Genomic DNA, 12,828 nt, shown 5'->3' on the forward strand with positions numbered 1-12,828 from the left:
CTGGTTCTCCTCCGGTCAACCGAGGAACAACTGTCGGCGGGCCGCGGAGGCTTCGAATGCCTCCAGTCGGCGCTGGGTTTCGCCCGGTGTGGCGTCGCAGATCGCCTGCAACAGCACCATGGCCAGGGTCATCGGGGCGGTGTGCAGGTCGAAGACGAGCTGCGCGCCGACCGCTGCGGCGAGCACCACGTCGGCGTGCTCGGTGGCCGGGCTGACCGGTGAGTCGGTGATCGCGACCACCGTCAACCCGGCGTGGCGGGCGTCGCGCAGCGCGTCCAGGGTTTCCCGGGGGTAGCGGGGCAGCACGAAGGCCAGGACGGCGGACGCCCCGGCCTCGGCCGCCTGCTCCAGGCGGTCGGTGAGCAGGCTGCCGCCGTCGTCGAGGACCCGTACGTCCGGGTGCACCTTCGCCGCGAAGTAGGCGAAGTACGCGGCCAACGGCGCGGCGGCGCGCAGGCCGAGCACCGGCAGTGGGCGGCTCTCGGCGAGCAACCGCCCGGTCTCGGCGATCCGGTCCCGGTCGGCGAGCTGACCGGCCAGCCGGTCCAGGTTGCCCATCTCCGCGCGTACCGCCTGCTGGAGTTCGTTGCCGGTGTCGGTCGATCCGCCCGGAGTCGAGCCGGTGAGGTCGCGCAGCCGGCGGCGCAGGGCCGGGTAGCCGTCGTGGCCGAGCGCGACGGCGAACCGGGTGACCGACGGCTGACTCACGCCGGCCAGCTCGGCGACCTCGGCGGCGGACAGGTACGCCACGCCGGGGGCGTGCTGCACCAGGCAGTGCGCGATTCGGCGCTGGGTGGGGGTGAGCCGCACCCCTTGGAACAGGTCGAGCACCCGGTCAGCGGGTGCCGCGACAGCTCCTTCATTCATGAGCTGACTCTATGCATAGAAACTTTCATAGACAACCGCCTCGGGTCACCCCCGCCCCCCATTCAGCCGTCGCGGCTCGTAACATGCGGGCGTCCAGCGCGAGCAGGATCGCGCCAGCGAGAAGGAGCGTCGTGGTCGCAGTCGAGGACGCCCCGCCCATTCGCGTCGCCCCGCCGGCGCCCGAGCGGCGCGTCCGGGCGACGGTCGGCGAGGCGCTGCCGATCATCGCCCTGATCGGGGCCTTCTTCGTCGTCAACGACATCCGGTCGTGGCTGACAGCCCAGTACTGGGGCGACGAGGCGTGGGTCGCGCTCTCGGTCCGCTTTCCCCTCGCCGACCTGCCGGTGACGACCTCGTCGAGCCCGATCGGGTGGAGTTTCCTGCTCCGACTGGTCCCGGACATCGATCACCTCCGGGTCGTACCCCTGGGTTTCCAACTGCTGACCGTCGTCGCCGCCTACCTGCTGGGCCGCTCGCTGGCGTCCGAGCGCGCCCGGGGCATCCTCATCGGTGTCGTCAGCGGTCTCGCCGTCCTGCTCCTGCCGGTCCAGCAGACCCGCCACGACCTGAAGCAGTACACGGCTGACGCCGCGGTGGCGGTCTGCCTGCTCGCCCTGGCCACCTGGACCGGGCGCTCCTGGTCCCGGCGACGGCTCGCGGTGGTGGTGGCCGCTGTGGGTCTGGGCATGCTGCTGAGTCACACCACCGCCATCGTCGCGGTCTGTGTACTCGGCGGTCTGCTGCTCTCCGTCGCCGTTCGTCGGGAGTGGGCGAGGACGGTCGAGGCGACCGTCGCCGGCCTGGTCGCCGGCGTACTCGTCGCGGCCGTCTACTTCGGAGTGTCTGCCCGGGGCAACAGCGATGCCATGCGGGACTACTGGGACGACTTCCTGCCGAGCATCTCCGAACTGCCCGCACACCTCGCGCGGCAGATCAAGGCCCTGTCACCGATGCTCGGCGCACCCGTGCCGATCCTCGCCGTGCTGCTCGTGCTCGGCGTCGTCACGCTGTTCCGACGCGGACACGCGGCCCCGGCGATCGCCGTCCTCCTGCTGCCGGTGGCGGCCAGCGGGCTGGGTGTCGCGGGGATCTACCCGCTGCTCGACCCGCGCACGTCCCACTTCCTGATCGTGGTGGCGGGCCTGGTGGCCGGCATCGGCATCGTCGGTCTGGCCGATTTGACCGTCGCCCTGGTCCGCCGCGGGCTGCCCAGGCTGGCACCGGGCGTGGTGGCCGCCGTGACCTGCGCTGTCCTGCTCGCCAGCTTCGCCGCCGTCAACCACCGCTGGTACCGCCTGGACGGCGACGAACCCGGGGTCTGGCGGGCACACCAGGCCATCACCGACATCGGGTCGTCGACCCGGTACGTCGCGGCGCACAAGGGGCCGCACGACCTCGTCGTGGTCAGCGGGCCCGCCTGGTTCGGGTTCACGCTCTACTCCGACCAGGATCCACTGAAGCTGGTCGCGCCGGTCAGTGGCACCGTCGGTTGGACAGTCGCCATGCCCACCCGCGCCGACGTGATCCTCCCGAAAGCCGCCGACGCACCGTCCATCAAGGACGCCCTCGACGAGATTCTGGCCCGGGCCGCGAAACAGCCGCCCGGCACCCGGGTCTGGCTGGTCCGCACGTACACCCACCCGAGCGAGCCGGTGTGGCAGGCCGCGCTCGCCGACTATCGCGTGGAACGCGTCACGTCCGGACCGGAGCCGGTGGTCCTGATCAGCCAAAGGTGACGGCGACGACGAGTTGACGGGTGACCGCCAGGCGACTGACTGTGGCACCGGTCGGTACCATGCGCCTGGCGGTCGAGCGGAGGAGTTGGCATGCAGCCGGAAGGCCCCTACAGGTTCACCCACTTGCTGGGCGGTTCACCGGTGGGCAAGGCCTGGGCCGCCATCGACGAGCAGGGCCGGTTCGTGAGCGTGGCCGTGCTGGACGCGACGGTTGCCGCCGCCCCCGGTTGGCGGGAGGCGTTCGCCGAGGTCGCGAACGCGCTCGCCCAGACCCCCGACGGACCCCCGATCACGTACGCCGACTTCTCGGCCGCCGCGCCCTGGGTGGCGTACGCCGCCGAGGCCGGACCCGCCCCGGAGAAGCTGTTCCGCGCGCTCGGCGTGGAGTACCAACCGGTGCCCGCCGCCCCCCGACCCGTCTCCGCCCCTCCCCAGCCGGTGTCGGGTGTGCCGCAACCCGTGTCAGGTGTGCCGCAACCCGTCTCTGGCGTGCCGCAGCCGGTCTCCGGTATGCCGCAACCCGTGTCTGGTGTGCCGCAGCCGGTCGTCGACATGCCGCATGCCCCGTGGGCGGTGCAGTCGGCCGCGATTCCGAACCAGTCGCCTGCCCACCCCGTCTCGGCCGCGCCGGCGTCGGGCGCACCCGCCTCGCCCGCCGGACCGGCCGGCCACGACGTCGCGCCGACGCCGGCCACCGTGTCCGGCCCACCGGCCGACGTGCCCCCGTTCGACCCGTACGCCGCACCCGTACGGCGGATCAAGCCGTCGGAGCCGCCCAAGCGGCGTACCGGCCTCTGGGCGGGTGTGGCCGCGCTGGCCCTGGTGGCAGTGGTCGGCGGCGGTGCCGGCATCTACTCCCTCAGCTCGGATGAGCCCGACGAACCGGACGTCCCGCCGACCGCCACCTCCAGCGGCTTCCCTGCCGCGACCCCGCTCGCCCCGGGCCTCAAGCCCTGGGCGCAGGCCGCCCTGCGCAGCCCCGAGGAGCGGGCACTGGCCGTTGCCGGGCCGTCCATGGTCTTCGTGGAGGTCGTGTTCACCGGGTACGTCCGCAACAAGGCCGGCGGCGCCCTGCTGGACAAGGCCCCGGTGACCTTCAGCCGGCGCTGTAGCGGCGTGGTCGTCCAACACGAGGGGTACGTCCTCAGCAACAGCCAGTGCGTGCAGCCCACCCCCGACGTCCTGGTCGGGGGTGCCCTGAACGCCGTGGCCAACCGGCTCGTCTCCGAGGGCAGCCTCCAGGCCAAGGACATCAGCACCTACACCCGCAGTCGGTTGAGCACCTCGGTCCTGACCGGCGCGAACGCCGGCGACCAGCCGGAGACCCGGCTGTACGGGCAGCTCAACATCGCCAAGGGCGAGGTCACGGACAGCCCGGCGATTGCCGGCACCGTCGTCCAGGCCCTCCCGATCGAGGCGGGGAACGTCGCCCTGATCAAGCTGGAGCAGAAGAACCTGCCCACGTCGGAGCTGAACACGTCGGCCAGCGTCAGCCCGGAGACGTCGCTGCTCGTTCTGGGCTACGGCACCACCGACACCAGCTTCCGCGCCGCCACCTACACGGTGCTGTCGAAGACGGTGACAGTGACCGGGATCGACTCCTCGACTCCGCTGAACCCGTACCGGATCAACGAGGATCTCGGGCTCTATTCGCGGGGCGGGATCGCCATCGACCCGAGCGGCCGCGTGGTGGGCATGCTGGACAACGACGTTCTGCGGCCTGACAAGGCGAACCGCCTCGTCGTGCCGGTCTCCGCCATGACCGCACTCCTCCAGGCTGCCGGCGTCACGAACACACTCGGCAAGGGTGACAACCAGTACCGCAGTGGCCTCGACGCGTACTTCGCCGGAGACGAGTCGAAGGCCATCGCGCGGTTCGACGAGGCCGCGCGGACCTCCCCGACCAACCTGCTGGCCCAGTCGTACCGACAGGCGGCCGTCGACAGCCGGGGGCCCGGCGACGATTCAGGCGGGTCGAGCTGGGCCGTGCCGGTGATCGCCGCGGCCGGAGGCGCGCTCGCTGTCGCCATCGTGGTGGCGGTGGCGATGCTCCTGGCGCGGCGGCGCAACAGCCGTTTCTAGTGCGTCTGGGCGGCACCCGGTCGAGGCGCCACACCGCTGGCGGCCCGCGCGGAACCGCCGATCCGGGTGCCGGTCAACCACGGGCCCAGCGGCGTGCTGATGACGATCCACGCGAACACCCAGGGGACCACGAGAGCGGCGACCAGGTCGAGCACCCCACCGGACCTGGGCGTCTTCAGCACCCACAGGATGCCCGCGTGACTGAGCACGACGGCGATGCCGCAGCCGGCCAGTCGACTGATCACCCGCGACGCCCGCGCGCCGATGCGCAGGTCGAGTTCCTCCGCGAGCCGGATGAGACCGACGCTGATCAGGACCGCGGTCAGCACCCCCAGCACCGGGGAGCCGAAGTCGCCGGCCTTGAGGTCCAGGTCCCGGTTGAGGCCGAGCAGCACGAAGCCGACGCCGATCGAGAGTGACGCCGCACCGGCGCTGGCCGGAAGACGCGGGCGGAACCGCCGCAGCAGCCGCCCCGCCAGCACGAAGACCAGGCACGCCGGGACCAGGAAGAGCCCGAGCGGGCCGGCGGTGACAACGCTGGGCGCGAGGTACGCCGTGACCAGGCCGACCACCGCGACCGTCCAGGCGACCGCGGCGGGGAACCGCTCCAGCCACCGGAACGCGACCGCCGCGATGAAGAGCACCGAGACGAACCAGAAGGCGGAGAACGGTCGGACCGCTGCCGTGCCGCCGTAGAGCGCGTCACCGATGGTGCCCGGTGCGACCTGGCCGGTCGCGGCGTCCGCGGCGAGCAGTGCCGCGACCAGGATGAGGAACCACACCACGTAGGGCACGCCCAGGGTCGTCCACCGCTTACGCAGTTCCCCACCGAGCGGTCGGCCGGGCGACCAGAAGTAGCCGGTCAGGACGAAGAACACGGGAACGTGCCAGGTGTAGATGGACGCCCGGGTCAGATCGTCGCTCCAGACGTGGCCCGCGACAACCGCGGCGATTCCGACAATCCGGAGGAGGTCGACACCGGCGGAGCGGTTACCCGCCGCCGTTGTCGTGCTCGTTGCGGCCATGGCCGGCATCATTTCAGACAGCGGGACCGACCTACGCCCCGGATCAGCACCGGTTCGGCCGGAGGTCGTGCCGGCGTCGTCGGGTACGGCGCATCGCCTAATCTGGGGCACGACACGCTGCCCACACTGTGGAGGTTCCCGGGTGTCTCGTCCCCACCCTCCGTGGGCCCGCCTCGGATCGCTGCCCCGACCGGCCTGGATCGGCTTCGGGGTGGTCGTCCTGCTCCTGGCGGCCGTCCCCGTGCTCGGCTGGTGGCCGACGAAAACCGGCGCACCGGACGCGGCCTGGTCGGCAGCCGACGTGGACACCCCGCCGCCCGTCGCGCCCATAGACGGCACCGCCTGTGCCGCCAACGCGCACGGTATGGCCGGCTTCACCCCGGTCAGCGCCCTCGATCTGCCCGAGCGGAACGACCCCAAGAGGCCGTTTGCCCTCCTGTTCGACCGGGCCGGGGCGGTGGCCGGCGGGTTCGACCGGATCGGCTACTGCCTGGAGTTGACCGGCCCCACCGGGACGCAGTGGGTGTGGACCGCCATGTCGCCGTTCACGACCGACGCCCGACGCCTCGGCCTGCCGACCCGCGCCGGTCAGATCGTCCGCCAACGGATCGCCGATCTGGAGGTCGCCACCAACGCGCCGGGCCTGGCCACCGGCACCGGTCTCACGGGCTATCTGGAGATGTGGCCGAACAAGTACGGGCCGGTCAACTCCGGCCAGGTCCCCGGCGCCACCACCGACCGGTACGACGCCGACGACGACGTGTACTCGTCGATCGGGTACGGCTCCTTCCAGGTGCACACGATCGCTGCCACCCGCCCGGCAGCGGCGGCCCCGCAGACGGTTCTCGCGGTCAACGGCTTCACCTCGGACGTCCAGCCGCTGTCGGTGGGCATCGGGACCGCCCCCACCGGTCAGCCCGACTGGACGGCCGCCGGCAACGCCGGCACGTACACCCAACGGCGGCTGACGGTCTACGCCCGCGCCTCGGTCCTCACCGTCGGTCAGCACCCTCGGGACCGGCAGCTGTACCCCCGGGACGCAGCCGGCGGCGCTGTCGTGCCGGTGGCGGGAAAGGCTACCGACCCGCGGGTCCGCGCCGTACGCCTCAAGGTCGTCAGCGGGGCCGACGGCTGGGACGAGACGGTGCCCATCGGGCCCGGCGGTGAGTTCGCGTTCCGGCAACGGATCACCGCCGCGCTTCGGGAGTACCGATTCGAGTTGCACGTGCTCGGCGACGGCGTCGCCCGACGGGCGGCACTCTGGGAGGGCGTGGTGTCCGGCGACGTGTACGTCATCCAGGGCCAGTCCAACGCGGTGGCGGCCAGTCATCGGGGCTCGTCGATCGGCGAGGAGTCCCCGTACGTCCGCAGTTTCGGCTCGACAACCGGGGACCGGGTCCTCTCCGGCGCGGACCGTACCTGGAACTACGCCGTCTCGGGTACGGTCCGGCAGCCCGGCTCGGTCGGCCAGTGGGGGATCCGCGCGGCCCACCGACTCATGGACACCTACCAGGTGCCGGTAGCCGTGATCAACGGCGCGGAGAGCAGCAAGGTCGTGTCGTTCTTCCAACGCAACGACGGCAACCCCGGTGACCTGCGCACCAACTACGGCCGCTTGCGGCAACGGCTCAGCGCCGCGAACGTCATCGGCGAGGTCCGGGCGGTGTTCTGGTACCAGGGCGAGGCCGACAACAACAACGCCACAGGGCACGTCGCCGGGTTCACCGCGCTGCTGACGGACTGGCGTCGGGAGGTGGGTTTCCGAACCGCCGGCGGCACCCGGTACTACGTCGTCCAGGTCGGCAGCTCACCGTGCGGGAACACCTCCGGCGGCCCGCTGCGTGAGGCCCAGCGACGGATGGTCGACACCCTGAAGGTGACGGTGCTGTCGACAACGGCCCTGTCGGGCCGGGAGGATTGCCACTTCGCCTGGGAGCAGGGCTACCGCGAGTTGGGCGATCAGGCGTTCGCCGTGTTGGCCCGAGACATCCACCGCGGCCCCAGCGAGGGCGTGTCAGCCCCGAACCCTCGGTCGGCCGCCTTCACCGACGCTCGGCGTACCCAGGTGGTGGTTCAGCTCCGTAGCACCGACCCGCTGACGGTCCGGGCCGGCGCGGGCACCGACTTCACGATCGACGGCAGCACCGCCACCGTCACCGCCGTCGAGTACCGCGAGGGAGGGCGGCTCGTGCTGAGCCTGTCCGGCCCGGCCGACGGCGCGACCGGGCTGAGTTACCGGGGCGACGCCGGGCCCTGGTGCGTCAACGCCACCGGGGTCGGTCTGCTGGCGTTCAAGGGCCTGCCGATCGGTGCTGCCTAGTCACTCCGACCGGCGCGGCGTCCTGGGTCCCTACCGCGCGGCGACGGCGTCGTGCCGACCCGTCAACCGCTTGAGGGCGGCGAACCGACCTGGGCGGTCCACCAGGTCCACCGGCCCCGGGGCCGGGTTGCGGGCCGGGGCGGCGGACGCCGACGCGGTGAGGGCCAGCAGCACGATGATCCAGGTCAGCCCGTCCACCGACAGCGGGTTCCAGACGACCTCGGTGAACGAGTAGACGACGAGGAGCACCACCGGCGCCTTGGCGGTGAAGGCGTGCCCGTCCTCGACGTTGCGGTGCAGCAGGGTGGCCATCCACAGACCGAACAGGGTCAGCGCGATCAGCCCGCCGGAGAAGATGACCAGGACGTACCCGGAGTGGAAGAAGTGGGTCGGTGCCTTCTCGATGTCCTGGAGGTAGTACCACTTCGAGACGCCCACGCCGACGGCCTCCCGGCCGCTGAGGTATTCGCGGGCGGCGACCCAGATGTTGCCGCGGTTGCTCAGCGTGGTCTTCGACGCGCTCCACATCAGGTATGTGGCGGCTGTCAGGGCGCCGACGACGAGCGCCACGCAGAGCGCGAAGGGGATCCGTGGGCTCGGTCGCAGACGCTGCACGAGCAGTGCGCCCAGCATCCAGACGGCTACCGCGCCGACAGCCAGATAGCTGGTGCGGGAGCCGGTGGCGACGATCACCAGCAGGCAGAACGACGCCGTCGCCACCAGTTCGGCGCGGCGCATCGCGCAGAACGCGGCGACCAGGGTGAACGACGCCAGCATCGCCGCATAGTTCTCGGAGTTGTAGAAGCTCTTGAACAGCGCGCCGGCCAGAGAGCACTTCTCCAGCTTCCCGCCGGTGCACGCCCGCCACGCCGCGTGCCCGGACAGAGCGGTCGGAATGGCCAGCAGCGCCAGGACCGCCAGCCCGGTGTAGGCCATCGCCCGTACGCTGACAGTGGTGCGGGCGGCCATCATCCAGACGGCGATCAGCAGGAGCCCGGCCGCCCCGTACGCCGGCAACCGCGACCCGTAGATCCCGGTGCCGGTGACGACGTCGATGAGGGCGCACCAGACGAGCAGCCCGCCGGCCATCGCCAGCGAGATCCGCAGCCACAGATCGGACGGGCCGCGGAGGAGACCACGGCCGGAGAGCACCAGCCAGGCCAGCAGGGCGACCACCAGCACGCCGATCAGCATCGAACTGTGGCTGCCGGCGAGCGCCGGGGCCGCGTTGGTGAGCAACGCGAAGCCGACCAGGGCAACCGCCGATGCGGGGTCGCCGAATGCCGTGGCGACGGACCGCCTCATTCGGATCAACCACAGAGCCACCGCTACGCCACCGACGGTCAGTAGGACACCGAAGATGGTGGTCACGTCAGACCCTTTCTCGGTCAGGTGCCGCTGCCGGAGCGGCGACGGCATCGCGGTGCGGGTGTCGCCGCAGGGCGATGACGAGGCATCCCCACAGCAGAATGCCGAGCAGAGCGTCGCACAGGAGGCTCGACACGACCGCGCCCTGCCATCCGTAGGCGGGGATGAGCCACACGTTGAGCCCCGCGTTGACGACGCCCACCGCGATCTGGCACACCGTACGACGGCCCTGGAGTCGGCTTCCCGAGAGGGCGTCGGCGGCCAGGTAGTGGATCGACTTCAGGACCAGGATCGCGCTGAGGCCCTGCAGTGCCAGGGTCGCGTCCTCGTACTCCGGTCCGAAGATCAGCGGCATGGTCCAGGCCATTGCTACCAGCAGCAGGCTGCTCGGCACGCTGAACATCAGGAAGCGAGGCAGAAGGCGACGGGCGAGCCCGAGCGCCGCCCGGGGTCCCTCGCGGCCAACCTCGAAGAAGCGGGGGTAGGCGACCGCGGACATCGACCGGGCCGGGGTGTACGCGAAGTCCACCACCCGGTAGGCCGCAGCGTAGATCGCCGCCGCCTCGGTGGTGCCGATCCGGGACAGCATGACCTTGTCGATGTCGTTGTAGACCGTCTGGGCGGAGAGGCCGACGGCGAACAGCAGTCCGCTGCGGGCCTGGCGGAGTGCCGGCCCGACGGACCAGGAAGCACCCCCTCCGCCGCGCAAGCCGTACCAGGTGGCCAGCACGCAGACCACGACGGAGACCGCCAGCGCGGTGAGAGCCCAGTTCCGAAGGGAGATCGGCTCGTCCGCCGTGGCGAGGACCAGCGCGCCGACCAGCCGGAACACGTGCAGCAGAGCGGGGATGACCGAGGCGACGAAGACCTTGCCCCGGGCCTGCACCGACGCGGCCACGGCCTCGATGAGCCGCCAGGCCACCAGGTCGGCGGCAGCGAGGCAGAGCATGTCGACGGCACTGACCTCGCTACCCCAGATCGCCACCCCGGCCGCGCTCACCAACACTGTCGCGCCCACACCGAAGACGACGGTCAGGACCAGGCCCCGCGTGAGGTGTCGGGCCCACTCGCCGGGGGCCTCGGCGTAGCTCTGGAAGATCAGACTTGGTGCGCCGGCGGACGCGAACGGGGAGACCACGGCGACGAGGGCGGTGACACCGACGAAGAGCCCGTAGGTGTCGATAGACATCTCCCGGGCGAGCAGGACGAAGAGCACGCCCTGCGCGAGGGTCCGTAGCAGTGTGCCGGTGAAGAACTTCCCGGACCGCTTCAGGAAGGTGTCGCGTCCGCTCGGGGGACGCCGATGCGACCGTGGCCGCGGTGCGGTCGGCTCGACGGAGCCGACCGCACCGGAGGGCGTACTCACCTGTTCAACGCCTCCACCCACTGGCGGCCGACCTCGGCGGGATCCAGTGCCGCGCACCGGGCGTGCCAGGACTTCTCGAAGTCGGCCAGTGTCGGCCGCTGGGCACCGGTCAGCCGGAGCACCGCGTCCGCGAGGGCGGCCGGCGACGTGTCCGCCGCCAAGGCTCCAGGCACGAAGGTCGGGATCATCTCGTCCAGCGCGGGCACCGGGAGGGCCGCCACCGGCAGGCCCGCCTCGGCGGCCTCGACCAGGCTGAACCCGAAGGTCTCGGCGCGGGACGGGTGGACCAGGAGGTCCGCTTCGGCGAGTAGCTGGGCGACGCCCGGCACCCGTCCGAGGAACGTGGTCCGGTGTTGCACACCCAGTTCCTGGGCCTTCGCGTGCAGCAGATCCCGTTCCTCGCCGTCGCCGGCGAGCGTGAGGTGGTACGCCTCCGGCAGCAGGGCCAGCGCGGCGATGGCGCAGGAGTGGTTCTTGTACGGGCGGAAGGCGGCAGTGGTGAGGAGGTTGATCCGTCGGTGGTCCACCACCTCGCGCGGTGCCACGAAGGGCCGAGGTGGCATCGGGTTGGTGATGGTGACCACCGGCTGCCCCGGCGCCAGCTGCGCAACCGTGCGGGCGACACCGTTGGAGACGGCGACGACGAGCCGTGGCCGCAGTCCCTTGAGCCGCGAGAACCGGGCCAGCGTGCGCACCCGGCGGTCGATCCGCAGACGTTCCGGCAGCAGGGAGTGCTCCCAGGCGACGTAGCTGCGGCCGGAACCGGCGAGGGCGGCACCAACCGGCACGCTGCCCCACAGCCCGCTGGCCACGATCTGGACGTCCGGTGCCAGGTTCTGCAGGCGCCGGCGCAGCGGCGGAACAGACTCCATCAACCGGGTGATCCGGGAACCGAGGCCCAGGGTGTCGACTTCCAGGTCGGCCAGTTCGGCGGGGACCCCCCGGGACACGACGGTTGCCGAGACCTCGACCCCCTGGGCCTGGAGGCCGCGGATCAGCAGCGCCGCCGCCAGCTCCATGCCGTAGAGCGGTTCGAGCTGCGGCAGTACGAAGTGCAGACGCATCAGTGTGGCCGTTCGGTCTCAAGCGGTCGAGTGGGGCTGCTGGGGGCCTTCGACTTGCGCATGGCGACCCGTTCCAGGGTCGACCGAGGTACGAGCCCGAGCGCCGCCAGCACCGCGTTCCGGGCGGACGGAGGTGAGTTGCGGCGGATCGCCCGCACCATCTCCCGCACGCCCTCCCGGTCCCGGGCCTGGAGAGCGTAGCGGAGGGTCTGGGCCGCGATGAAGTCCGAGAAGGTCCCCGGTGCCCACACTCCCTCCCAGCGCTGGGCCCAGTGCCACGAGGTACGCCAGTCGGCCCCGGCCGAGATCGACCCGGGGCTGCCCACCGTGTAGACGGCCGTCGCCTCCTCCACCTGGACGATCTTCACCCGGGGAAGCCGGGCGACCCGGACCAGCCAGTCCCAGTCCTGGTGTCGGGGGAGCGTCTCGTCCCAGCGGCACTCGGTCGCCAACTCGTACGTCGTCAGGAGCGTCGACGTGGGCAGCGACTGCCGGCCGATGCCGAGGTGACGGCGGCGGAACAGGTAGTCCTCCGGCAGCATGCCGTCGGGGATCACCTCGGCGGGTGCCGGTGCCGGCAGCGGCTCCGCGCCGTCCTTGCGTTGCAGGATCCGGGACGACACGACGGGGCGGAACCCGGCCGCCGCGACCCGCTCGAGCGCGGGGACCTGTGCCGCCAGCTTGGTCGGCAGCCAGGTGTCGTCGTCGTCGAGGAACGCGACGTGGCTGCCCGGGATGGCGTGGGTGACTCCGAGGTTGCGGGCGTACGACCCGCGCCGGCCGCCGCCGGTGCAGACCACCCGGTCGATGTGCTGCCCCAGGTTCCGCACCGTCTGCGGCACCTCCGGGGTGTCACAGACGACCACGATGTGGACGGATGTGCCCTGCTGGGATCGGGCGGAGAGCACCGCGTCGGCGATGCTGGGGCGGCCGGTGGTGGGGATCACGACGGATACGTTCGGCATTGCGTTCTCCAGGCGTTGGGGGTACGACCTGCACA

At 71.6% G+C, this 12,828-nt stretch carries 9 protein-coding genes; 3 read left to right on the forward strand and 6 right to left on the reverse strand.

Annotation, left to right across the window (positions count from 1 at the left end; genetic code table 11):
• Positions 1–15 precede the first annotated feature (15 nt).
• Positions 16–867, reverse strand: coding sequence for a MurR/RpiR family transcriptional regulator (locus tag AB0B68_RS24430; RefSeq protein WP_355005433.1), 852 nt, complete (start codon positions 865–867; stop codon positions 16–18).
• A 131-nt stretch (positions 868–998) separates the two neighbouring features.
• Here AB0B68_RS24430 and AB0B68_RS24435 point away from each other — a divergent pair, with 131 nt between their 5' ends.
• Complete coding sequence (locus tag AB0B68_RS24435; protein ID WP_357262930.1) at positions 999–2,603, forward strand: DUF6541 family protein; 1,605 nt, start codon at positions 999–1,001, stop codon at positions 2,601–2,603.
• A 90-nt stretch (positions 2,604–2,693) separates the two neighbouring features.
• Positions 2,694–4,685 carry a trypsin-like peptidase domain-containing protein gene (locus AB0B68_RS24440; protein WP_357262933.1) on the forward strand — a complete coding sequence of 664 codons (1,992 nt, stop codon included), beginning with the start codon at positions 2,694–2,696 and terminating at the stop codon, positions 4,683–4,685.
• On the opposite strand, the gene AB0B68_RS24445 is transcribed toward AB0B68_RS24440, so the two are convergent.
• Complete coding sequence (locus AB0B68_RS24445) at positions 4,682–5,710, reverse strand: acyltransferase family protein (protein ID WP_357195340.1); 1,029 nt, start codon at positions 5,708–5,710, stop codon at positions 4,682–4,684. The two genes, AB0B68_RS24440 and AB0B68_RS24445, sit on opposite strands and share 4 nt — an antisense overlap.
• Before the next feature lie 142 nt (positions 5,711–5,852).
• On the opposite strand from AB0B68_RS24445, the gene AB0B68_RS24450 reads away from it, so the two are divergent.
• A complete protein-coding gene (locus AB0B68_RS24450) occupies positions 5,853–8,030 on the forward strand; it encodes a sialate O-acetylesterase (RefSeq protein ID WP_357262936.1) in 2,178 nt (725 codons plus the stop codon).
• Positions 8,031–8,060: 30 nt separating this feature from the next.
• On the opposite strand, the gene AB0B68_RS24455 is transcribed toward AB0B68_RS24450, so the two are convergent.
• Genes AB0B68_RS24455 through AB0B68_RS24470 form a run of 4 tightly spaced genes read right to left on the reverse strand, consistent with a single transcriptional unit; the run spans position 8,061 to position 12,793 of the window.
• Positions 8,061–9,401 carry an O-antigen ligase family protein gene (locus tag AB0B68_RS24455; RefSeq protein WP_357262938.1) on the reverse strand — a complete coding sequence of 447 codons (1,341 nt, stop codon included), beginning with the start codon at positions 9,399–9,401 and terminating at the stop codon, positions 8,061–8,063.
• A gap of 1 nt (position 9,402) precedes the next feature.
• Positions 9,403–10,764 (reverse strand): oligosaccharide flippase family protein, encoded by a 1,362-nt coding sequence (locus tag AB0B68_RS24460; protein ID WP_357262941.1) that lies wholly within the window; start codon positions 10,762–10,764, stop codon positions 9,403–9,405.
• Positions 10,761–11,828 (reverse strand): glycosyltransferase, encoded by a 1,068-nt coding sequence (locus AB0B68_RS24465; RefSeq protein WP_357200632.1) that lies wholly within the window; start codon positions 11,826–11,828, stop codon positions 10,761–10,763. Before AB0B68_RS24465 ends, AB0B68_RS24460 begins: the two co-directional genes overlap by 4 nt.
• Positions 11,828–12,793: a glycosyltransferase family A protein gene (locus AB0B68_RS24470; protein WP_357200629.1), complete on the reverse strand. Its 966-nt coding sequence runs from the start codon at positions 12,791–12,793 to the stop codon at positions 11,828–11,830. Before AB0B68_RS24470 ends, AB0B68_RS24465 begins: the two co-directional genes overlap by 1 nt.
• Positions 12,794–12,828: the final 35 nt, after the last annotated feature.

It is taken from the genome of Micromonospora sp. NPDC049049, from assembly GCF_040649115.1.
In the GTDB taxonomy this organism is placed as follows: domain Bacteria; phylum Actinomycetota; class Actinomycetes; order Mycobacteriales; family Micromonosporaceae; genus Micromonospora.

Bases quoted from the DNA above. Each gene is read 5' to 3' on its own strand.
- AB0B68_RS24470 (WP_357200629.1), bottom strand. From the start codon at position 12,793: ATGCCGAACGTATCCGTCGTGATCCCCACCACCGGCCGCCCCAGCATC.
- AB0B68_RS24445 (WP_357195340.1), bottom strand. From the start codon at position 5,710: ATGGCCGCAACGAGCACGACAACGGCGGCGGGTAACCGCTCCGCCGGT.
- AB0B68_RS24440 (WP_357262933.1), top strand. From the start codon at position 2,694: ATGCAGCCGGAAGGCCCCTACAGGTTCACCCACTTGCTGGGCGGTTCA.
- AB0B68_RS24465 (WP_357200632.1), bottom strand. From the start codon at position 11,828: ATGCGTCTGCACTTCGTACTGCCGCAGCTCGAACCGCTCTACGGCATG.
- AB0B68_RS24430 (WP_355005433.1), bottom strand. From the start codon at position 867: ATGAATGAAGGAGCTGTCGCGGCACCCGCTGACCGGGTGCTCGACCTG.